The following is a 20,185-nucleotide window of genomic DNA, read 5'->3' on the forward strand; positions in this document are numbered from 1 at the left end:
TTGTAAATGTTGTCAGTCGTCGGCGATGCCATCCCGGCGCAACACTCGCTGCTGTTCCTGGCGGAAGCGGGCGATGGTGGCTTCGGTGTCGAGATCGGGGGCGACGCGATGGCGAAAGACGCGCGGGCCGATCAGCGCGCTGGTGAGCAGCATCACGCAATAGACTTCGGCGTCGATCGGCTCGTCGGGGAAGGCGGCGGCAAGGCTGGTGCCGATGCCCGATACCAGGGCGTCCCAATGCGGATAGCTGGCGCGGATGTCGCCGGGCGCGATGAAATCCTCGATCCACAGCGACATGATGGCGGGATTGTCGAGCACGAAGCGGGTGACATAGTCGATCCGCGCCTGGCGCGGCAGTTCCGGGCGGAAGGCGGCGACGATCTGCTGCGAGGACCAGAGCTTCACCGCCGCGACCAGCGCGTCACGATCGGTGAAATGATAATAGATGGTGGTGCGGTTGACCCCGGCGGCGCGGGCGAGGGCGGACAGGGACAGCGCATCGATGCCGCGATCGGCGATCAGCCCGACCGCCAGTTCGATCAGCATCTGGTGGGTATCCTCGAAGGATTTGTAGCGGCGCTGCTGTGCGGTTTCGTTGGTCACGCCCCTTCGCCTAGACCCCGCCGGGCGGGGCGGCAAGCGGCGCGTGGGCCAGCGCCCGTGTCGCTTGAAATTTTCCCCCGTTCCGCCTATGTTTTCGCCATGGCCATTCTTCCGATCCTTGAGGCGCCCGATCCGCGCCTGCGTACCATATCGACCCCCGTAGAGGCGATCGACGACGATCTGCAGCGTCTGATAGACGACATGTTCGAAACCATGTATGACGCGCCGGGCATCGGCCTGGCCGCGATCCAGGTGGGCGTGCCCAAGCGCATCCTGGTGATGGATCTGCAGGAACCGGAATCGGATGAGGAAGGCGCGCCGCCGGTCAAGAAGCCGATGGTGTTCATCAATCCGGAAATCCTGAAGGAATCGGACGAGCAGTCGGTCTATAATGAAGGCTGTCTGTCGGTGCCCGACCAGTTTGCCGAGGTGGAGCGCCCGGCGGTGATCCGCGCGAGCTGGATGGACCGCGACGGCCGCATCCATGAGGAGCAGCTGGAAGGGCTGCTCGCCACCTGCCTGCAGCATGAGATGGACCATCTCGAAGGCGTGCTGTTCATCGACCATCTGTCGCGCCTGAAGCGCGACATGCTGCTCAAGAAGCTGAACAAGGCCCGCCGCGCGGCCTGATCGCGGCTCATTGCCGAAATAGAAAAACCTCCCCGGCACATCTTGCCGGGGAGGTTTTTTCTTGTCCGCATGTGCGGGGCGACGATCAGTTCAGGCCGTCGGTGTCCAGCGCATAGCCGGCCGAGCGGACGGTGCGGATGATGTCGTGGCGGCCGTCGACATTGATCGCCTTGCGCAGGCGGCGGATATGAACGTCGACGGTGCGCAGTTCGATGTCGCTGTCCTGGCCCCAGACGCTGTCGAGCAGACGTTCGCGCGAAAAGACCCAGCCGGGATGCTCCAGGAAATGCTTGAGCAGGCGGAATTCGGTGGGGCCGAGCGGGATGACCTGGCCGCCGCGACGGACCTTGTGGCCGACCGTGTCCATCTCGACATCGGCGAAGGTCAGCGTCTCGCCGGCCAGTGCCGGACGCACGCGGCGCAGCACCGCGCCGACGCGGGCGACGAGCTCGCGGGGCGAGAAGGGCTTGGTGACATAATCGTCGGCGCCGGTTTCCAGGCCGCGGACGCGATCCTCTTCCTCGCCGCGCGCGGTCAGCATGATGATCGGCACATTGGCGGTGCCGTTCATGCGGCGGAGGCGACGGCAGACCTCGATCCCCGACAGGCTTTCGACCATCCAGTCGAGCAGGACGATATCGGGCGTGTTTTCCTGCGCCATCAGCAGCGCTTCCTCGCCATCGACGGTATGGGCGACCTCGAAATCCTCACGCTTGAAATGCCAGATGAGCAGTTCGGCGAGCGCCGCGTCATCCTCCACCAACAGCATCTTCGCCCGCGCCATGCCTCAATTCTCCTGCTGCTGGGTGCCGCCGCGTTCGCGTTCGGGCAGGGTCTGGCCCGTTGCGGCATAATAGACCATTTCCGCGACATTGGTCGCATGGTCGCCGATGCGTTCGATATTCTTGGCGATGAACAGCAGGTGCGCGCACTCGCTGATCGTCTTGGGATTTTCGACCATGTAGGTCACCAGCGTGCGGAACACGCTGTCGTAGAAATCGTCGACCACCTGGTCGCGCTCCACCACCGCCAGCGCCAGTTCGGCGTCGCGCGCGGCGAAGGCGTTGAGCACGTCATGCACCATCTCGGCCGCGACCTGGCCCATGGAGGGCAGCAGCGACACCGGTTCCAGCTTATGCTGGTTGGCGGCGATCAGCGGCACGCGCTTGGCGATATTCTTGGCATAGTCGCCGATCCGTTCGACCACGCTGACGATCTTCAGTGCGGCGATCACGTCGCGCAGGTCGTTGGCCATGGGCGCGCGCAGGGCGATGATCTGCACCACCAGCTTCTCGACTTCCGCTTCCAGCGCGTCGATGCGCTTGTCGTCGGCGACGACTTCGGCGGCGAGACGCTGGTCCTGGCGCTGGAGCGCCAGCATCGCATTCTCGATCGCCGCTTCGGCGCGACCGCCCATTTCGGCGATCAGGCCACGCAGCCGGTCGATTTCCTCGTCAAATGCCTTGATCGTATGTTCAGCCATGTTTCTTCTCTCCGCAGGCATCGATCCTGCAGGGATCGATGCCGGAATCTCAAGTGGCGCGCTTTCCAAGCCGCCAGATGCAAGCATCTGGCTCGAAAGCGCGCGGGATCAGCCGTAGCGACCGGTGATATAGTCCTTGGTCCGCTCCTGGCGCGGGTTGGTGAAGATGTCGCTCGTCACGCCATATTCGACCAGTTCGCCCAGGTGGAAGAAGGCGGTGCGCTGCGACACGCGCGCGGCCTGCTGCATATTGTGGGTGACGATGACGATGCCATAGCGGCCGCGCAGTTCGTGGATCAGTTCCTCGATCTTGGCGGTGGCGATCGGGTCGAGCGCCGAGCAGGGTTCGTCCATCAGGATGACTTCGGGTTCGACCGCAATGGCGCGGCCGATGCACAGACGTTGCTGCTGACCACCCGACAGGGCGGTGCCGCTGTCATTGAGGCGATCCTTGACCTCGTCCCATAGGCCGGCGCGACGCAGCGACTTTTCGACGATCACGTCCATGTCAGCCTTGCCCGCGGCCAGGCCGTGGATGCGGGGGCCATAGGCGATATTCTCGTAGATCGACTTGGGGAAGGGATTGGGCTTCTGGAACACCATGCCGACCCGCGCGCGCAGTTGCACCACGTCCATCGAGGGGGCGTAGATATCTTCGCCGTCGAGCGTGATCGTGCCTTCGACCCGCGCCGAGGCGACGGTGTCGTTCATGCGATTGAGGGTCCGCAGGAAGGTCGACTTGCCGCAGCCCGACGGGCCGATGAAGGCGGTGACATGGTCCATGTCGACATCGATCGACACGCCCTTGATCGCCTGTTTCTCGCCATAGAAGACCTTGACGTCACGTGCCGTCATCTTCGGATTGGCCACGGCCAGGCTTTGCTGTTCTTCGGTCATGGGTGTGATTACCACCGTTTTTCAAACTTGTTGCGCAGGTAGATGGCGAGGCCGTTCATCGCGAGCAGGAAAGCCAGCAGGACGATGATCGCGGCCGAGGTCTTTTCGACGAAGCCCTTGGAGACTTCATCGGACCAGAGGAAGATCTGCACCGGCAGCACGGTGGCCGGATCGACGATGCCGCCGGGCGGCGTGGCGATGAAGGCACGCATGCCGATCATCAGCAATGGCGCGGTTTCGCCGAGCGCGCGGGCCATGCCGATGATCGTGCCGGTCAGGATGCCGGGCAGGGCCAGCGGCAGCACATGCTGGAACACGACCTGGACCGGCGAGGCGCCGATGCCGAGCGCGGCGTCGCGGATGCTGGGCGGCACCGACTTGATCGCATTGCGGCCGGCGATGACGATGACCGGCATGGTCATCAGCGCCAGGGTCATGCCGCCGACCAGCGCGGCCGAGCGGGGCAGGTGCAGCAGGTTGAGGAAGATCGACAGGCCGAGCAGGCCGAAGATGATCGAGGGCACGGCCGCGAGATTGTTGATCGACACTTCGATGATGTCGGTCCACCAGCTCTTGCGGGCATATTCCTCCAGATAGAGCGCCGTGGCGACGCCGATCGGGAAGCTGAGCACCAGCGTCACCAACATGGTCAGCAGCGACCCCTTGAACGCGCCCCAGATGCCGACCTGGGTCGGATCGGTGCCGTCGCTGGCGGTCAGGAAGCCCCAGTTGATACCGGTGGCGAGCAGGCCGGCCTGACGCAGGCGCGCGACCTGCGCCTCGGCCTCGGGCGATCCCTTGCTCTTGGCGGCGAGGTCGATCGCGGTCGCGGCGGGCACGTCGATCGTTTCGGTGCGGGCGAGGATTTTGGGATCGGCCTTGATCGCGTCGCGGATGGCAATCCAGGCGCTCGGCGAGATCATCGCGTCGGCATCCTTGCCCAATGCCTTTTGCGCGACGGTGCTTGTCACCATCGGCAGATTGGCGTTGGCCAGCGCTTCATCGGTGATGTTGGCCGGATCGAGCAGCAGCGGCGAGGCCGGGAAATCGACCTTTAGGGCGATTTCCGTGCGGGTGAAACCGCGCATGCCATTGCCGACCATGGTGAAGAGCAGGAAGGCAAGGAAGGCGGCGCTGAGCAGCACGGCGGCCATGCCGGCGGCCTTGAAGCGGCGCTCGGCGGCATAGCGCCGGGCGATCCGCTTGCGCATGGCGTCCGACTTCCAGTCGGTGGGGAGGCGTTCGGCGCTCATTATTCGTAAGCCTCGCGATATTTCTTCACGACCCGCAGGGCCACGATGTTGAGCAGCAGGGTGACGATGAACAGCACCAGGCCGAGCGCGAAGGCGGCAAGCGTCTTGGCGCTGTCAAATTCCTGGTCGCCGGTCAGCAACTGGACGATCTGGGTCGTCACCGTGGTCACGCTGGCAAAGGGGTTGAGGGTGAGGTTGGCAGCCAGGCCAGCCGCCATCACCACGATCATCGTCTCGCCGATGGCGCGGCTGACGGCGAGCAGCACGCCGCCGACGACACCGGGCAGGGCGGCGGGGATCAGCACGCGGCTGATCGTCTCGCTGGTGGTGGCGCCCATCGCCAGGCTGCCGTCGCGCATCGACTGCGGCACGGCGGCGATGCTGTCATCGGCCATGGAGGAGACGAACGGGATGATCATCACGCCCATGACGAGGCCGGCGGCCAGCGCGCTTTCCGAAGAGGCGCCATGGATGCCGATCATCACCGCAAAGTCGCGCAGGGCCGGCGCAATGGTGAGCGCGGCGAAATAGCCATAGACGACCGTGGGCACGCCCGCGAGCATCTCCAGCGTCGGCTTCATCCATTTGCGCACCGTGGGGCTGGCATATTGGGTGAGATAGATGGCGCTCATCAGGCCGAGCGGGATGGCGACGATCATGGCGATGATCGCGCCGATGAAGATCGTGCCCCAGAAGAGCGGCACCGCGCCGAACGCATCCTCATTGCCATAGCCCATGGCGGCCGACTGCGGGCTCCATTTGGTGCCGAACAGGAAGTCGATCGGGTTCACCATGGAGAAGAAGCGGAAGCTTTCCCACAAGAGCGAGGCGACGATGCCGAGCGTGGTGATGATCGCGATCAGCGAGGCGATCAGCAGCGTCGCCATGACCAGTCGCTCGACCCGTGTGCGAGCGCGGAAGTCCGGACGGACGCGGGTGAAGGCATAGGCGCCGCCGGCAAAGGCGAGCACCAGCGCCAGCACCGCGCCGGCAATGCCATAATGGCTGAGCGCGGTGCGATAGGGTTCGACCAGCGCATTGGCGGCCGGGTTGAAGGCGCCGGCCTGCGCACCGGTGGCGATCGCCCGTGCCTCGCCCAGGATGGCGGAGCGGGAGAAGCCGTCCATCGGCAGGCTCTGCGCCGCCGGATCGGCCAGGACCGACTGGGTGACGAGGCCGGGCGAGACATTGGCCCAGACCGCCAGGAAGATGCCGGCCGGGATTAGCGTCCACAGCGCGACATACCAGCCATGATAGCCGGGCAGGCTGTGTACCGCGTCGCGGCGGCCGCTGGCGCGCGCCACGCCGGCAAGGCGCAGCGCACGGGCGCGGGCGCTGACCCAGGCGATCGCGCCCAGGCCCGCCAGCAGCAGGAGGATTGCAGGACCGGTCATGATGCCCTTACTTCAGCTGCGAACCGTCGAGGACGCTGAGCGACTTGACGATTTCCGCGCTCTTCTTGCGCACGTCTTCCGGCGCCGCGACCATGCCGCGCTTGGTCAGCGCGCCGTCGGGGTTCCAGTTGGCGGCGAAGGTATCGAGGAAGCCCTGCAGGCCACGGATTGCCTGCATATGCGCCTTCTTCACATAGATGTAGAGCGGGCGGGCGCCGGGATATTGGCCGGTCGAGACGGTCTCGTAGCTGGCTTCGATGCCGTTGATCGGCACGTCCTTCAGCGTGTCCTTATTCTCTTCCAGGAAGCTGTAGCCAAAGACGCCGACGGCGTTCGGGTTGGCGCCCAGCTTCTGGACGATCAGATTGTCATTCTCGCCCGAGTCCACATATTTGCCATCCTCGCGCACGCGGGTGCAGGTGGCCTTGAACTCGTCCTCGCTCTTCTTCTTGAGTTCTTCCATCGCCGGGTCGGTCTCGCAACCCTTGGTCAGGATCAGTTCGGCGAGCGAGTCGCGGGTGCCGCTGGTCGAGGGCGGACCGAACACCGAGATGGCGATGGCGGGCAGGCTGGGGTCGACATCCTTCCAGGTCTGGGCCTTGTTCGGGCCCTTGCCATAGGGATTGGCGGCCAGCGCCTCATAGACGATCTTGGGGGTGAGCTTGAGGCCGGGGCCCTGCTTGCTCTCGGCGAAGGCAAGGCCGTCGACGCCGACCTGAATCTCGATGATGTCCTTCACGCCATTGCTCTGGCACTGATCGAACTCGGCCTTCTTCATGCGGCGCGAGGCGTCGGCAATGTCGGGATGCTGGGCGCCGACGCCGGCGCAGAACAGCTTCATGCCGCCGCCGGTGCCGGTCGATTCGATGATCGGCGACTTCATGCCGGGATTGCCCTGCACGAACAGTTCGGCGACCGCAGTGGCGAAGGGATAGACGGTGGAGGAACCGACCGCGCGGATCTGGTCACGGGTCGCGCCAGCGCCGCCGCCCGACTGGTCGCCGCAGCCGGCAAGCGAAAGAGCGGCCACAGCGGTCGCGGCGAAAAGGGCGAATTGCTTCACGGAAACCTCCAACTAACAGGCCGCGATTCGCAATGTCGCGCCCCTCAGGGAGGCGCCTAGCCGCGGACCATCGCGCCTTTGTGACAGTCAGATTGCATTTTCATGACACAGGGGCCGGATCGCGTCTTCGGAGTGAAATTTTCTTACGCCCTGGTCTTGGTCGCGGTGTCGTCGGCCGGGGCGCCGGGCAGCAAGATGCTGACATTGGTGCCTTTTCCAAGGACGCTGGAAATATCCAGCCGGCCACGATGCCGTTCGACAATATGTTTGACGATGGCCAGGCCCAGACCCGTGCCGCCCATCGCCCGGCTGCGGCCCGAATCGACGCGATAGAATCGTTCGGTCAGGCGAGGGAGGTGATCGGGGCCGATGCCTTCGCCTTCGTCCGCGACCGACAGGCGCACCATGCCGCTGGGCCCTTCGCCCAGGGTGACATGGATCGGCGTGCCCGGCCGGCCATATTTGACCGAATTGCCGACGAGGTTGTGGATGAGCTGCGACAATTGGGCGCGGTCGCCCTGGATCGCGGGCAGACCGGGGGTGATCTCCATCTCCACCTCACGGCCGCGATCGCCATTGCTGGTGCGGAACACGCCGACCACTTCGGCGGTCAGTTCCGACAGGTCGACCGCGGCTTCGGGCAGGCGATATTTCTCCGCCTCGATCCGGCTCAATGAGATGAGATCGTCGATCAGCCGCTGCATCCGGCGCGCTTCGCCGTCCATGATCTTGAGGAAGCGCTTGCGGGTTTCGACATCCTTGCCCAGTTCCGGGTCGGCCAGCGTCTCGATGAAGCCCAATATGCCGGCCAGCGGGGTGCGCAGTTCATGGCTGGCATTGGCGACGAAATCGACGCGCATCCGCTCGGCCGCATAGGTGCCGCTATGGTCGACCAGATGGACGAGGCGGCGCATGTCGCCGACCGCCCCGACCGACGCGATGCGCATCTGCCAGCGCTGTTCGCGCGTGCCCAGGCCCACCAGTTCGATCATCACCGGTTCGGCGAGTGGGGCAACGCTGGCCAGTCGCTCGGCGGCGGCGGGGTGGCGGATCGCGATGCGCGCATCCTCCCCCTCGATATGGCTGCCGAGCAGGCGTTTGGCGGCCTGGTTGGCATGGACGATGCGGCCCCGCTCGACCAGCATCAGCGGATCGGAAATGGCTTCCAGCAGGCCGGGAAAATCGGGATGGGCGAACAGGTCGGGCGCATCGAGCGCGATCGTCGGCACGTCGCGGCCGACCGGCACGCCTTCGGCCGTGATGACCAGCACGATCAGGCCGGCGAGCACCGGCAGGGCGATGGCGAGCGGCGATCCGCCGAGAATCAGCGCGCCACCGGTGCCGAGTAAAAGCACGGCCAGCGAGGCCGTAATCTGAGAAATTGTCAGTCGATTCATGGTTACCGTGCTGGATTTTGCGCGCATTTGCTGCGATGGCTACAGAGAATAGCGCCCAATATTTACGCTTTGGCAAGCGCGATAGCGGAACATTGTGACATGAGCGAGCCCATCCCCGGACCGGAAAGCGTGGAGCCTGAAAAGGCGGCGAACGAAGCCGTAGCGCCCGATCTGGCCGTCCCTTCGCGGCGCCAGTTGCTGATGGGCGGCGCGGTTGCGGCATCGGCGATCGTGTCGATCCGCCCGGCGCTGGCCAATACGGCGGCGTCTGTTCTCAACTGCACCATCCCCGTGCCTGATCCGTCGCGGTCGGGCAATTATATCGCGCCCAATGGCCAGATGGTGCCGGCGGGAACGCCGGGTGCCTATCCGGCGACGGGGCGCACCTATACCGGCGAGCAGGTCAAGCAGGCGCTGCGCGGCCGGCCGCTGCCGGGCACCAGCTATGAGCAGAATCAGGCCTATCTGAATTATATCCGTCGGTTGCAGTCGGGACAGAGCGGCTTCACCTGTTTCGCATCGCTGCAAATGCCACGCTAAGCCCCAAAGCTGCGTTGAACTGAAAGAACCGATTACGGGTCGCCCGCGTTGACGGCGTCGAAGCATCGACAGTTCCGTCGAGCGCAAGGGCGACACCATGTTCCATGCACGCCAGGTGGCGGCACAATCTCCATTCGCGGTCGTCTATCTCTATCGCCCCGGTGACGGGGGGCTCGACCGGGTCGCGATCCAGCTTGCCAACCATCTCCATCGGCGCGGCCTGCGGGTCGAATTATGGCTGGCGCATCTGGACGGGCCGCTGGCCGGGATGATCGACCCGGCGCTGACGGTTCGCCGTGTCTGTGCGCCGCGCTGGGTCCGGCGGCTGTCGATGATCGCGCAATTCCTGCCGCTGGCCGCGATGGTGCGGCGCCATCGGCCCGATGTCGTCTATTCGGCCGGCAACCAGAGCAACATGCTGGTCGCCGCCGCGACGCTGGGCACCCAGACCCGTGCGGTTGGCCGCATTTCCAACCCGATCGTCCGGCCGGGGCAGCAGGGCCTGTCCGCCTGGGCGCGCAAGACCCGGTTTCGCGCGATTGCCAGGGCCTGCAGCATGACCATCGTCATGGGCGAGACCGACCGGCATTTGCTGGCCGAGGAAGGGCCGTTGGGCGGTCGCGACGTGCGGCTGATGCCGCGTCCCACCGTCACCCGGCTGATGGAACAGGCCTGCAACGATCGCGGCACCGCCTGTTGCCCGCAGCGCCCGGCGCAATTGCTGATGGTCGGGCGGCTGGCGCCGCAGAAGGACCAGGCGACCGCGCTTGCCGCGCTGGCGCAATTGCGGGGCCGCGACTGGCGGCTGCGCATCGTCGGGCAGGGACCGCTGCGCGCGCAGTTGGAAGCGCAATGCGCGCGGCTGGGCCTGTCGGACCGGGTCGAGTTTCTGGGCTTCGTCGATTGTCCGCACCGCATGGCCAGCCTGTTTGCCGAGGCGGACCTGCTGTTGCAGCCGTCCTGCTGGGAAGGGCTGGCCGGCACGATGATCGAGGCGCTGGGCTGTGGCGCGGGCGTGGTGGCGACCGATTGCACCCGCAATATCCATCCGCTGCTGGCCGCCGCCGGCCAGCATCCGCCGGTGCCGGTCGGCCATGTCGATCGCTTTGCCCGTGCGATCGAGTGGGCGCTGGCCCATCCCGCGCCGCCCGAGCAACTGGCGCAGGCGGTGCGCGAACATGGGCTGGACCGGGCGCTCGACACCTATATGCGCGCGCTGATGACGGTCGGCGCGCGGGAGCTTCCGGTCGGCGTGGCGCTGCAGGCCTTTCCCTGATGCGTTAGGCACTTGGCTACCCTTTTGGCTTTAGGGCAAGAGGGGAGCCATGGAGGTGCCGGACGCGTGGTCAGGGAAGAAGTTTATCGTCGTGAAGGGGCGGAGGCGATCATCGTCCGGCCGCTGGATGATATCGTCCTGCTCTATCATCGCCCGTCGGGCCAGACCCATATGGTGATCAGCCCGGTGCCCGAGATATTGGACGCCATGGCCGACGGCCTGCCGGCGAGCGCGACGATGCTGCGCGATCGGCTGGCCCTGCTCTATGATCTGGGCGAGGGCGATGTGGTGGGCGAGATCGGCCAGCATCTCGCCTATCTCAACCGGATCGGACTGGTGCGGCCGGCATGAGGCACAGCCTGACCCTGCGCATCGGCCCGGCGACCTTCCGCATCGGTTCCGCCTGGGCGCAGCCGATCGACCAGTTGAAGCGCCTTTACGCCGATTATCCCGACGTCGATGGCGCGATCGCCGATTTCACCGTGCGGTTGCAGCCGACCAGCGCTGTCCGGCGCTGGGTGCGGCCGTCCATCTTCATCACCGGCGACCATGGCCTGGCCGACGCGGCGCCGATGAGCCTGGCGCATGGGCTGCTGGCAGCGGAAATGGGGATGAACCTGCAGATGGCGCTGGGCTGGCGCCGGCATCTGCTGCTCCATGCGTCGAGCGTCGAGAAGGACGGGCGGGTGTTGGTGATGACTGGCGAGTCCGGATCGGGCAAGTCGACGCTGGCGGCGCAACTGGGCGAGCGCGGCTGGCGTCTGATGGGGGACGAGTTTGCGCTGCTCGATCTCGACAGCGGGGCGATATTGCCCTTTCCCCGGCTGGTGTCGCTCAAGAACAAGGCGATCGACGTGATCGCGGGCGAGGTGCCGGCGGCGCGCATGGGGCCGCTGCTGGGCGCGACGGCCAAGGGCGACATTCGCCATATGGTGCCGCGCGCCGATGCTGTGGCGCGGATGGGCGAGGGCGGGATGCCGGCGCTGTTGCTGTTCCCCCGCTTCGGTTCGGGGCCGGCGGAACGGCCGGTGGGGCAGGGGGAGGTGTTCATGCGCCTGACCCAGGCATCGACCAATTATGTGGCGCTCGGCGAACCGGCGTTCGCCGCACTGACGCGCTTCGTGGCGCAGGTGCCGGCGCGGGCGATCGACTTCCCCTCGGGCGAGGCGGCGATCGCCATGGTCGACCGGCTGTGGAGCGAGATCGCATGAGCGCTGCGCTGCTGGTCGGGGCCTTGCGCGATCCGGCGACGGCGGCGCGGCTGGACGTGGCCGGCTGGAACAGCCTGATCGCGATGGCGCGGGCGGAGCGGCTGATCGGCACGCTCGCCTTCCGGCTGGAGGGGCAGGCCGTGCCCGATGCGGTGCGGCCGATCCTGACGGATGCAAAGGCCGATGCGGCGCGGGAAGCGCGGCAGGCAATATGGGAGGCGGACCGCGCGCGGGCGGCGCTGGCGCCGATCGGCCTGCCGGTGATCCTGCTCAAGGGGACTGCCTATGCGGCGGCGGGCCTGCCGGCGGGGCGGGGGCGCTTCATCGGTGACCTCGACATATTGGTGCCGCGCGACCGGATCGATGCGGCGGCCGATGCGCTGATTGCGGCCGGCTGGGAATGGGTCAAGGAAGACCCCTATGACGACGCCTATTATCGGCAGTGGATGCATGAGCTGCCGCCGATGATCCACACCGAGCGCGACCGGATGATCGACGTGCATCATACCGTGCTGCCGCTGACGGCGCGGCCTACGCCGGATGCGGCCGCGATGATGGCGGATGCGGCCCTGATAACCGATGGATTATATATGCTGTCGGCTGAGGACCGGGTCTGTCATGCTGTCGCCCATCTGCTGGCCGACGGTGACCTGCAGGGCGGTCTGCGCAACCTGTGGGACATTCACTGTCTGCTGGCTGATGTCGATCCCGAGGCGCTGAAAGTGCGGGCGGCGCGGCACGGCATCGCTCCTCATGTGCGGCAGGCGCAGCGACTGGCGGCGGCGATCTATGGCGCGGGCGGGCGGCTGACCCTGTGGGACCGGCTGGTGCGGGCGCGGCTGCTGGCGCGCAATGGCTGGGGGCAGGAGACGCGTAAAGCGCTGGTGTTCGCCTTCTTCGTGCGGTCTCACTGGCTGCGCATGCCGCCGCTGATGCTGGCGCGCCATCTGTTCACCAAATGGCGCAAGGGGCATCGGCCGCAATAGGTCAGGGTTGGGCCAGGGCCGCTTTCAGCGCGAGGCCGGCCATGTCAGCGATCGCGAGCAGCCGCTCGACCGGCTTGCCGTCGCGGGCATCGGACGACAGGCCGGACATTACCGCCACCATATAGTCGGCGACCGGCAGCGCCTGCTCGGGATGGCCGGGGGTCAGATAGTCCCGGACCCGATCGACGCTCCTGTCCTTCCAGCAGCGCGCCTGTGCGGCGGCGGTGGCGTCGGCGCCCCGTGCTGCCTCCAGCACCATGCAGCCCGGCGCGGCCGGGTTGGCGGCATAGATGCGGGCGGCGGTGCGCAGCAGTTCGGTAAGCGCGGCGGCCGGCGGCGTGCCGGGCGCCAATATCTCGTCCACAGGCAGGGCATCGCGGGCGTAGCGCGCCAGCACCCGGTCGAACAGGGCCGCCTTGTCACCGAAAGCGGCATAGAGGCTGGGCGGATTGATCCCCATCGCCTGCGCCAGCGCGGCGACACCGACACCATCATAGCCATGGTGATGAAACAGCGCCTGCGCCGCAGAAAGGGCGGCGTCCTCGTCAAAGGAACGCGGGCGGCCCCGGCTCTTGGCTTTTTCTTTAATGGTCATTACAAAAATCCTTGACGGGCGCGATTGATAATTTATATAGCGATCATTACAAATTTAGCAAGGAATTGTCCCATGACCGATTTCACTGCCAAGAAAATCCTCGTCCTCGGCGGCAGCCGGGGTATCGGTGCCGCGATCGTGCGGCGCTTCGCCGATGACGGCGCCGATGTCGCCTTCACCTATGCCGGGTCGCAGGATGCTGCCACCGCGCTTGCTGCCGATGTCGGCGCCCGTGCCATCCGCTCCGATGCGGCCGATCGCCAGGCGGTGATCGACGTGGTGGCGGGCGAGGGCGCGCTCGACGTGCTGGTCGTCAATGCCGGCACGCTGGTGCTGGGCGATCCGCTGACGCTGGACGCCGATGCGGTCGACCGGATGATCGATATCAATGTCCGTGCGCCCTATCATGCGGCGGTCGAGGCGGCGCGGCAGATGAATGCTGGCGGCCGCATCATCGTCATCGGTTCGGTCAATGGCGACCGCATGCCGTTCGAGGGCGGCGCGGCCTATGCCCTGACCAAGTCGGCGCTGCAGGGCATGGCCCGTGGCCTGGCCCGCGACTTCGGCGCGCGCGGCATCACCGTCAACATCATCCAGCCCGGCCCGACCAATACCGACATGAACCCGGCCGATGGCCCGATGAGCGCCACCATGCACGGCTTCATGGCGATCAAGCGCCATGCCACGGGCGAGGAAATTGCCGGGCTGGCCGCCTATCTGGCAGGACCGGAAGCCGGCATCATCACCGGTGCCATGCACACGATCGACGGCGGTTTCGGCGCCTGATCGTCCGTTCGGGAGGGGCGGCTGAAAGGCCGCTCCATCCTGTTGCGCCGCCTCTTTTCTTCGCGGCGCGCGATGCTATGATGAGCGCCAACGGGCCGTGCGGGCGCCCGTTCAGGCGATGATCGTCCAAGTTCCGCTCCATAGGCCGCGCCTGCGGCAGGAGCCGATGACGATGACGACACTGGATGATGGTCCGCCGCCGATCCGCCTTTTCCCGCTGTTCCTGAAATTCCTGCGCTTTGGCTGCCTGGCCTTTGGCGGGCCGGTCGCGCAGATCGCGATGCTGCGTCAGACCTTGGTGGAGGAGGAACGCTGGCTGTCCGGGCCACGCTTCAACCGCTTGCTGGCAGTGATGCAGATATTGCCGGGGCCTGAAGCCCATGAACTATGCGTCCATATGGGCATGATGGCGCGCGGGCGGATCGGCGGGGTGCTGGCGGGGCTGGGCTTCATGCTGCCCGGTCTGATGCTGATGCTGGTCGCCGCCTGGCTCTATCGCGACTGGATCGCCGGCGCGGGCTGGGCGCTGCCGGTGCTGTTCGGCATCCAGTTGGTGGTGCTGGCGATCATCGCGCGCGCGGTGCAGCGGATTGGCGGCCATGTGCTGGAGGATCGGCTGCTTTGGGCGCTGGCGATCGGTGCCTTTGCCGCGACTTTGCTCGGCACGCCCTTCTGGATCCCGTTGCTGGCGGCGGGGCTGGTCCATGCCTTTCGCGCCCGGCTCATGGTCATCGGCGCAGTGCTGGTCGGGGCGGTCATGCTGGCGTTGTTGCTGCACAAGGGGACAGTGGCGGTTGCGCCGATCCCGACGGTGGCTGGCGCAGCGCGGCCCGACATGCTGCTGTTGTTCATCGCCGGGCTGAAGGGTGGGCTGCTCACCTTTGGCGGCGCCTACACCGCCATTCCCTATGTGCGCGGCGATACGGTCGGGCGCGGCTGGCTGTCGGACGGACTGTTTCTCGACGGGGTGGCGCTGGCCGGGATATTGCCGGCGCCGCTGGTCATCTTCGCGACCTTTGCCGGCTATATGGCCGGAGGGCTGGGCGGCGCGCTGGCGATCACGGCGGGCATGTTCCTGCCAGCCTTCGCCTTTTCCCTGATCTTCTATGAGCGGCTGGAGGCGCTGGTCGAAAATCCGGCGCTCCACCATCTGCTGGCCGGGGTCGCAGCGGCCGTGGTCGGGGTGATCGCGGCAACGCTGGTGCAACTGGGCTGGGCGGCGGCGATGCGGGCAGACCGGCTCTGGGCGGCGGGCCTGATCCTGCTGGTCGGCGCGCTCTGCGCCTGGCGGATCAAGGGGCGCTGGAGCATGCCGGCGATCATCGCGCTGGGCGGTGGCGCGGGCTGGCTGCTGCAGCCCTGACAGGGGCGCCATGCAACGGTTCATCGCAGCTTAAGCACGGGAGGCGGAAGGGCGGCCTTTCCGCCTTTCTTCCCGGACATATGCGTGATGCCGTCGATCGAAACCTCCTGGCCCCTGGCTGAGCCTGTTGCCGCGCAGACGGCGCGTCGGGTGCCGATTGTCACGCGACCATTGGCGATCCGGCGGCATTTCCTGACGGCGCTGGGCGTGAGCATGCTGCTGCTCGCCCTGCTGCTGGACATGGCAGGCCTGCGTATCGATTTCTGGCAGGTGAGCAGCATCGCCTATGGCGCGGCGGCGGCGCTGTTGCTGGCGCTGCGCTTCGGCCTGCCGCGCAGCGGCTGGCGCCATGCCGGGGTGGTGGCGCCATTTGCCACCTATGTCGGCCTGTTCACGCTGATCTCGGTCATGGGCGCGGCGGCCAGCTATCCCGTGGCGGCGTTGACCCATGGCTATGCCGACGCGACCTTGCAGCGCATCGACGAAGCACTGGGGTTCGACTGGCTCCATTGGTATCGGCTGACGGCGTCGCACCGGACACTCCAATTCCTGGAAACGGCCGCCTATCGCAGCATCTATGTGACGCCGGCCCTACTGCTATGGTGCATGGCGCGGGCGGGCGAGCAGGAACGGGCCTGGCGTTTCATCGCCACCTTCTGGCTGGCGGCGGTCATCACCCTGATCCTGTTCAGCCTGATGCCGGCGGTCGGGCCATTCTCTTATCTGTGGCACGAACCGATCCACTACATGCCCGAAAGCGAGCTGTGGCAGCAGGGGCTGATCCCGGCGCTGCGGACGCATGCGGTCCATGCCATCGATCTGGGGCAGTTGCGCGGGATCGTGTCGGCGCCCAGCTTCCATACGGCGGCGGCGGTGCTGTATATCGCGGCGGGGTGGCGGATCGCGGCGCTGCGCTGGCCGATCGTCGTGCTCAATGCGGCGATGCTGCTGTCGACGCCGGTCGAGGGCACCCATTATCTGATCGACATGATCCTGGGCCTGGGCGTGGCGCTGACCGCGCTGGCGCTGATGGACATGCATCGGCGCCGCTGCGCGGCCAGCGCATAAGCTCAATCCTTCTTCAGGATATCCATGGCGAGGACGGTCATCGCCTCGCTGGCGGTGGCGATCACCTTGTCGGCCTCCGGCGCCCAGAATGGACTATGCAGCGAGGGCAGGGTGATCTGGCCGGCCTCGGCCGCCGCCATCTTGTCGGCCGGCACGCCGCCGACCCAGAAGATGAAGCTGTTGATCGACTTGTCGGCGCGGTAGAAGCGGCCGAAATCCTCGCCGCCCATCACCGCCGGGGTCTTGACCACGCGGCCCTCGGCGAAATGCCCCTTGAGCAGCGCGCCCATCTGTTCGGCAAATTCGGGCGGATTGTAGGTGGACGGGGTGAACTCGTCCTTGACGCTGACGACCGGCATCTTGTCGTCGGGCACACCCGCCGCAATCGCCTCGCCACGGGCGATCCGCTCGATCCCCTTGATCAGCTTGGCGCGGGTCTCGTCCGAATAGCTGCGCACGGTCAGCAGCAGCAGCGCCTGGTCGGGGATGATGTTGTGCTTGGCGCCGGCCTGGAAGCTGCCGACGGTGACGACGGCGGGATCCTGCGGATCCTGTTCGCGGCTGACCAGGGTCTGCAGCGAGGTGACGATGCGCGAACCCAGCACGATCGGGTCGCGGGTCGTCTGCGGATAGGCGCCATGGCCACCCAGCCCCTTCACCACGATATCGACGCTGTCGACATTGGCGAGGGCATAGCCCGGCGTATAGCCGACGACGCCGGCCTGGAGATTGGCGGCGTCATGGAAGGCGATGGCGTGGGTCGGGCGCGGGAAGCGGGTGTAGAGCCCGTCCTCCAGCATGTCGCGGGCGCCCTTGCCCACTTCCTCGGCCGGCTGGAGGATCATCACCAGCGTGCCCTTCCACTTGTCCTTGCTGGACGACAGCAGCTTGGCGGTCTCGATGAAGGCGGTCATGTGGGTGTCATGGCCGCAGGCGTGCATCACGCCGGTCTCGACCCCCTCGGGCGTCTTGGTGCGGACCTTGGACGCGAAATCGAGGCCGGTCTGCTCGACCACCGGCAGGCCGTCCATGTCGGCGCGGATCAACAGCACGGGGCCGGAGCCGTTCTTCATCACCGCGACGACGCCGGTGCCGCCGACCTTCTCGGTCACGTCGAACTTCATCGCTTTCAGGCGCTTGGCCAGCTTGGCGGCAGTGTTCACCTCCTGCAGCGAAAGTTCGGGATTGGCGTGCAGATCGCGATAGAGGGTCATCAGCCCCTCCATGTCCCTGGCGATCAGGCCGGGCAGTTCGCTCTGCGGCGTTGGGGTAGGCTGGACCATGGCCGGCTGAGCCGGCGGCGGCGCAGCCGGGGTTTGGGCGACGGCGATGGACGAAAAGCTGACAGCGGCCAGAAAGGCCGTGAGCGCGTGGCGCATATGATTGAATCTCCCTTGCTGGGCAGGAGCATAAGGGGATTTTACGGGCGTTAAAGGGGATTGTTGCGATGGCGAGGCATGCCTGTGAAGCCTTCGAATGATTGGCAATCTTTGCCAATTTGCGATAGGATAGGGCAGGAGCAACCTATGGCGACAATGAATATTTCTCTGCCCGATCCGATGAAGAACTGGGTCGAGGCACAGACGGCAACCGGCCGTTACAGCAATGCGAGCGATTATGTGCGTGACCTGATCCGGCGCGATCAGGAGCGGCTGGCGAAGGTCGCCCATATGCAGATGCTTGTCGATGAAGCGCGGCAGGGCGGGATCAGCGACGAGACGATGGAGGATATCCGCGTGCGGGCGCTGCATCAGGCCGGGTTGAAGCGCTAATATGGCGCGCTATCGTCTGACCCGCGCGGCGTCGGACGATATCGCAGCGATCTTCATCGACGGGATAGAACGGTTTGGGCTGGTGCAGGCCGATCTCTATCATGCCGGGTTGGCGGCGGCTTTCGACCTGATTGCCGAATATCCTTTTGCAGTGCGATTGCGGGACGAGATCATGCCGCCAGTGCGGGTGCGCCGCTTTCGGGCGCACCTGATTCTTTATGATCTGGTCGAGGATAGCCGGCCCCTCATCCTGCGCGTCCGCCATGGTCGGGAAGACTGGCAGGCGTTGGAGGAAGGGCCGGATCGATAGAGCCGCTTAGCGGGCGTTGATGAACGCCCGGATATCCGCGCTCAGCTTGCGCAGGTCGTCGGGGCGGACATACATCATGTGGCCGGCATCATAATAATGATACTGGATCCGCGCGGGATCGAAGCCGGTGCGGCTCATCGCATATTCGGCGCCGAAGAAGGGCGTGGCGAAATCATACCAGCCCTGGCCGACGAACACCTTGAGGCCGCTATTCTCGCGCAGCGCCTTGCTCAGATAAGGGGCAACACTGGCGTAAACTTCGCCGTCGCGGCCGCGCTGCCCCTGCAGCTTCCAGTCCCAGCCGCTGACCCCGCCGATCGTCACATATTGACGCTCGGTCTTGTACTTCAGCTCGTCGCGGGCATAGCTGTTCATCGCGGCGGTATAGGCGCCGTCGATCGCGTAGAAGCTGGGGTCGTTGTCCGGCTCCTCGCCGGCCGCATCATAATCCTTGCCGGTATAGCGGGTGTCGAGGCGGCCGATGGAAACGCCGCGATCGCGCAGCAATTCCTTGTAGAAACGGCCGGGCGAAATGCGCAGTTCGGCATGGTCGACAAACTGCTCCGACAGGCCGGTGAGGCGGGCCAGTTCGGTGCGGACGCTGGCGCGTTCCTGGTCCGACAGCTGGTTGCCCTTCAGCAGCGCGGCGGCATAGGGGCCGATGGCAAAGGCGCGGGCCTGCTGGGCGGCTTCGGCCACGGTCGCGGGCGGATTGCCCATCTTCTTGTGATACCAGGCGGTCGTCGCCATCGAGGGGAGGTTGAGGATATAGGGCATTTCATTGCCCTGCACCTCGGCCGAGGCGCCGAAGTCGAGGATCGACGAGATCAGGATGATGCCGTTGACCGCGACGTCATTATAGCTGCCTTCCAGCTCGTTGATGAGCGCGACCGAACGGGTGGTGCCATAGCTTTCACCGCCGATGAACTTGGGCGAGGACCAGCGGCCATTCTCATTGAGCCACAGACGGATATAGTCGGCGATCGACTTGGCGTCGGCGGAGACGCCCCAATAATCCTTGGGATCCTTCTTGCCGATGGCGTGCGAGAAGCCGGTGCCGACCGGATCGATGAAGACGAGATCGGTGACGTCGAGCAGCGATTCGGCATTGTCGACCAGCGGATAGGGCGGGGCGCCGTCATCCTGCGCATCGGGCAGCACCACGCGCTTGGGGCCGAAGGCGCCCATGTGGAGCCAGAGCGAGCCCGAGCCGGGGCCACCATTATAGAGGAAGGTGATCGGGCGCTTCTTGTCGCCGCCATCCTTGACATAGGAAGTGGCATAGATCGCCGCGAGCGGCTTGCCATCCTTGTCCTTCAGATAGGTTTCGCCGGTGGTCGCGGTGTAGCTGATCGCCTTGCCACCGAACACGCCCTTATGATGGGTGACCGAGACATTGGGGGCGGGCACGCCAGCTTCGGCGGCCGGTGCCTCGTCCTTCTTCTTGTCCCCGTCCTGGGCCTGGACGGCCATGGGCATGATGGCCAGCGCGAGCGCGGCCAGCGAAATCGTCAAACGCATTAAGGATGCTCCCCTTTCTTTTGTGGCGCACTGGCTA

General features: G+C 65.9%; 22 protein-coding genes. 11 read left to right on the top strand and 11 right to left on the bottom strand.

Features of this window, described 5'->3' with window-relative positions:
* Positions 1–12 precede the first annotated feature (12 nt).
* Positions 13–603, bottom strand: a complete 591-nt coding sequence (locus VHN57_RS00745; RefSeq protein ID WP_278988471.1) for a TetR/AcrR family transcriptional regulator — start codon at positions 601–603, stop codon at positions 13–15.
* Between the two features lie 99 nt (positions 604–702).
* Between VHN57_RS00745 and def the strand changes: the two genes are divergently transcribed.
* Complete coding sequence (gene def / locus VHN57_RS00750; RefSeq protein WP_004210855.1) at positions 703–1,233, top strand: peptide deformylase; 531 nt, start codon at positions 703–705, stop codon at positions 1,231–1,233.
* Positions 1,234–1,318: 85 nt separating this feature from the next.
* Here the strand turns inward: def and phoB are convergent, their stop codons facing one another.
* The 7 genes from phoB to VHN57_RS00785 all read right to left on the bottom strand — a co-directional run bounded on the left by phoB (position 1,319) and on the right by VHN57_RS00785 (position 8,720).
* Positions 1,319–2,017: a phosphate regulon transcriptional regulator PhoB gene (phoB, locus tag VHN57_RS00755; RefSeq protein WP_004210860.1), complete on the bottom strand. Its 699-nt coding sequence runs from the start codon at positions 2,015–2,017 to the stop codon at positions 1,319–1,321.
* A 3-nt stretch (positions 2,018–2,020) separates the two neighbouring features.
* Complete coding sequence (gene phoU / locus VHN57_RS00760; protein WP_004210862.1) at positions 2,021–2,716, bottom strand: phosphate signaling complex protein PhoU; 696 nt, start codon at positions 2,714–2,716, stop codon at positions 2,021–2,023.
* A 108-nt stretch (positions 2,717–2,824) separates the two neighbouring features.
* Positions 2,825–3,613, bottom strand: a complete 789-nt coding sequence (gene pstB / locus VHN57_RS00765; protein WP_004210863.1) for a phosphate ABC transporter ATP-binding protein PstB — start codon at positions 3,611–3,613, stop codon at positions 2,825–2,827.
* An 8-nt stretch (positions 3,614–3,621) separates the two neighbouring features.
* Positions 3,622–4,866 carry a phosphate ABC transporter permease PstA gene (pstA, locus tag VHN57_RS00770; protein WP_010337565.1) on the bottom strand — a complete coding sequence of 415 codons (1,245 nt, stop codon included), beginning with the start codon at positions 4,864–4,866 and terminating at the stop codon, positions 3,622–3,624.
* The gene (gene pstC / locus VHN57_RS00775; protein ID WP_004210867.1) at positions 4,866–6,260 is read right to left on the bottom strand and encodes a phosphate ABC transporter permease subunit PstC; all 1,395 of its coding nucleotides are present in this window, start codon (positions 6,258–6,260) and stop codon (positions 4,866–4,868) included. The genes pstA and pstC overlap by 1 nt, the downstream gene beginning before the upstream one ends.
* 7 nt (positions 6,261–6,267) lie before the next feature.
* Positions 6,268–7,323 (bottom strand): substrate-binding domain-containing protein, encoded by a 1,056-nt coding sequence (locus VHN57_RS00780; protein ID WP_004210869.1) that lies wholly within the window; start codon positions 7,321–7,323, stop codon positions 6,268–6,270.
* 143 nt (positions 7,324–7,466) lie between these two features.
* Entirely contained in the window at positions 7,467–8,720 is a 1,254-nt protein-coding gene (locus VHN57_RS00785) for an ATP-binding protein (RefSeq protein ID WP_159365431.1), read from the bottom strand.
* A gap of 99 nt (positions 8,721–8,819) precedes the next feature.
* Between VHN57_RS00785 and VHN57_RS00790 the strand changes: the two genes are divergently transcribed.
* The 5 genes from VHN57_RS00790 to VHN57_RS00810 all read left to right on the top strand — a co-directional run bounded on the left by VHN57_RS00790 (position 8,820) and on the right by VHN57_RS00810 (position 12,733).
* Positions 8,820–9,260 (top strand): hypothetical protein, encoded by a 441-nt coding sequence (locus VHN57_RS00790; protein ID WP_278986688.1) that lies wholly within the window; start codon positions 8,820–8,822, stop codon positions 9,258–9,260.
* Positions 9,261–9,357: 97 nt separating this feature from the next.
* Entirely contained in the window at positions 9,358–10,536 is a 1,179-nt protein-coding gene (locus VHN57_RS00795) for a glycosyltransferase (RefSeq protein ID WP_278986686.1), read from the top strand.
* A gap of 66 nt (positions 10,537–10,602) precedes the next feature.
* On the top strand, positions 10,603–10,887 hold the full coding sequence (locus VHN57_RS00800) for an HPr-rel-A system PqqD family peptide chaperone (protein ID WP_278986685.1): 285 nt from the start codon (positions 10,603–10,605) through the stop codon (positions 10,885–10,887).
* The gene (locus tag VHN57_RS00805) at positions 10,884–11,747 is read left to right on the top strand and encodes an HprK-related kinase A (protein ID WP_278986684.1); all 864 of its coding nucleotides are present in this window, start codon (positions 10,884–10,886) and stop codon (positions 11,745–11,747) included. Before VHN57_RS00800 ends, VHN57_RS00805 begins: the two co-directional genes overlap by 4 nt.
* Positions 11,744–12,733 carry a nucleotidyltransferase domain-containing protein gene (locus VHN57_RS00810; protein WP_278986682.1) on the top strand — a complete coding sequence of 330 codons (990 nt, stop codon included), beginning with the start codon at positions 11,744–11,746 and terminating at the stop codon, positions 12,731–12,733. Before VHN57_RS00805 ends, VHN57_RS00810 begins: the two co-directional genes overlap by 4 nt.
* Position 12,734: 1 nt before the next feature.
* Here the strand turns inward: VHN57_RS00810 and VHN57_RS00815 are convergent, their stop codons facing one another.
* Complete coding sequence (locus VHN57_RS00815; RefSeq protein WP_278986681.1) at positions 12,735–13,328, bottom strand: TetR/AcrR family transcriptional regulator; 594 nt, start codon at positions 13,326–13,328, stop codon at positions 12,735–12,737.
* A gap of 72 nt (positions 13,329–13,400) precedes the next feature.
* Here VHN57_RS00815 and bdcA point away from each other — a divergent pair, with 72 nt between their 5' ends.
* From bdcA to VHN57_RS00830, 3 genes are all read left to right on the top strand, one after another.
* On the top strand, positions 13,401–14,114 hold the full coding sequence (bdcA, locus tag VHN57_RS00820) for an SDR family oxidoreductase (RefSeq protein WP_423282341.1): 714 nt from the start codon (positions 13,401–13,403) through the stop codon (positions 14,112–14,114).
* Positions 14,115–14,286: 172 nt separating this feature from the next.
* On the top strand, positions 14,287–15,477 hold the full coding sequence (gene chrA, locus VHN57_RS00825) for a chromate efflux transporter (RefSeq protein WP_278988238.1): 1,191 nt from the start codon (positions 14,287–14,289) through the stop codon (positions 15,475–15,477).
* An 87-nt stretch (positions 15,478–15,564) separates the two neighbouring features.
* The gene (locus VHN57_RS00830) at positions 15,565–16,545 is read left to right on the top strand and encodes a phosphatase PAP2 family protein (protein WP_278988245.1); all 981 of its coding nucleotides are present in this window, start codon (positions 15,565–15,567) and stop codon (positions 16,543–16,545) included.
* 2 nt (positions 16,546–16,547) lie between these two features.
* On the opposite strand, the gene VHN57_RS00835 is transcribed toward VHN57_RS00830, so the two are convergent.
* A complete protein-coding gene (locus VHN57_RS00835) occupies positions 16,548–17,924 on the bottom strand; it encodes an amidohydrolase (protein ID WP_278988241.1) in 1,377 nt (458 codons plus the stop codon).
* Positions 17,925–18,071: 147 nt separating this feature from the next.
* Between VHN57_RS00835 and VHN57_RS00840 the strand changes: the two genes are divergently transcribed.
* Both VHN57_RS00840 and VHN57_RS00845 read left to right on the top strand, forming a co-directional pair.
* Positions 18,072–18,317 carry a type II toxin-antitoxin system ParD family antitoxin gene (locus VHN57_RS00840; RefSeq protein ID WP_010337577.1) on the top strand — a complete coding sequence of 82 codons (246 nt, stop codon included), beginning with the start codon at positions 18,072–18,074 and terminating at the stop codon, positions 18,315–18,317.
* A gap of 1 nt (position 18,318) precedes the next feature.
* Entirely contained in the window at positions 18,319–18,627 is a 309-nt protein-coding gene (locus VHN57_RS00845; protein ID WP_423282344.1) for a type II toxin-antitoxin system RelE/ParE family toxin, read from the top strand.
* A 6-nt stretch (positions 18,628–18,633) separates the two neighbouring features.
* Here VHN57_RS00845 and VHN57_RS00850 read toward each other — a convergent pair whose 3' ends face one another.
* Positions 18,634–20,148, bottom strand: a complete 1,515-nt coding sequence (locus tag VHN57_RS00850) for a S10 family peptidase (protein WP_423282346.1) — start codon at positions 20,146–20,148, stop codon at positions 18,634–18,636.
* Between the last annotated feature and the right edge of the window lie 37 nt (positions 20,149–20,185).

Origin of the sequence: Sphingobium salicis subsp. salicis, from assembly GCF_049472635.1 — a bacterium.
Taxonomy (GTDB): domain Bacteria; phylum Pseudomonadota; class Alphaproteobacteria; order Sphingomonadales; family Sphingomonadaceae; genus Sphingobium; species Sphingobium yanoikuyae_A.

Coding starts and splice junctions, on each gene's coding strand:
- def (WP_004210855.1), top strand. CDS start 703: ATGGCCATTCTTCCGATCCTTGAGGCGCCCGATCCGCGCCTGCGTACC.
- phoB (WP_004210860.1), bottom strand. CDS start 2,017: ATGGCGCGGGCGAAGATGCTGTTGGTGGAGGATGACGCGGCGCTCGCC.
- phoU (WP_004210862.1), bottom strand. CDS start 2,716: ATGGCTGAACATACGATCAAGGCATTTGACGAGGAAATCGACCGGCTG.
- pstB (WP_004210863.1), bottom strand. CDS start 3,613: ATGACCGAAGAACAGCAAAGCCTGGCCGTGGCCAATCCGAAGATGACG.
- pstA (WP_010337565.1), bottom strand. CDS start 4,866: ATGAGCGCCGAACGCCTCCCCACCGACTGGAAGTCGGACGCCATGCGC.
- pstC (WP_004210867.1), bottom strand. CDS start 6,260: ATGACCGGTCCTGCAATCCTCCTGCTGCTGGCGGGCCTGGGCGCGATC.
- VHN57_RS00785 (WP_159365431.1), bottom strand. CDS start 8,720: ATGAATCGACTGACAATTTCTCAGATTACGGCCTCGCTGGCCGTGCTT.
- VHN57_RS00790 (WP_278986688.1), top strand. CDS start 8,820: ATGAGCGAGCCCATCCCCGGACCGGAAAGCGTGGAGCCTGAAAAGGCG.
- VHN57_RS00795 (WP_278986686.1), top strand. CDS start 9,358: ATGTTCCATGCACGCCAGGTGGCGGCACAATCTCCATTCGCGGTCGTC.
- VHN57_RS00805 (WP_278986684.1), top strand. CDS start 10,884: ATGAGGCACAGCCTGACCCTGCGCATCGGCCCGGCGACCTTCCGCATC.
- VHN57_RS00810 (WP_278986682.1), top strand. CDS start 11,744: ATGAGCGCTGCGCTGCTGGTCGGGGCCTTGCGCGATCCGGCGACGGCG.
- VHN57_RS00815 (WP_278986681.1), bottom strand. CDS start 13,328: ATGACCATTAAAGAAAAAGCCAAGAGCCGGGGCCGCCCGCGTTCCTTT.
- bdcA (WP_423282341.1), top strand. CDS start 13,401: ATGACCGATTTCACTGCCAAGAAAATCCTCGTCCTCGGCGGCAGCCGG.
- chrA (WP_278988238.1), top strand. CDS start 14,287: ATGACGACACTGGATGATGGTCCGCCGCCGATCCGCCTTTTCCCGCTG.
- VHN57_RS00830 (WP_278988245.1), top strand. CDS start 15,565: ATGCCGTCGATCGAAACCTCCTGGCCCCTGGCTGAGCCTGTTGCCGCG.
- VHN57_RS00835 (WP_278988241.1), bottom strand. CDS start 17,924: ATGCGCCACGCGCTCACGGCCTTTCTGGCCGCTGTCAGCTTTTCGTCC.
- VHN57_RS00840 (WP_010337577.1), top strand. CDS start 18,072: ATGGCGACAATGAATATTTCTCTGCCCGATCCGATGAAGAACTGGGTC.
- VHN57_RS00845 (WP_423282344.1), top strand. CDS start 18,319: ATGGCGCGCTATCGTCTGACCCGCGCGGCGTCGGACGATATCGCAGCG.
- VHN57_RS00850 (WP_423282346.1), bottom strand. CDS start 20,148: ATGCGTTTGACGATTTCGCTGGCCGCGCTCGCGCTGGCCATCATGCCC.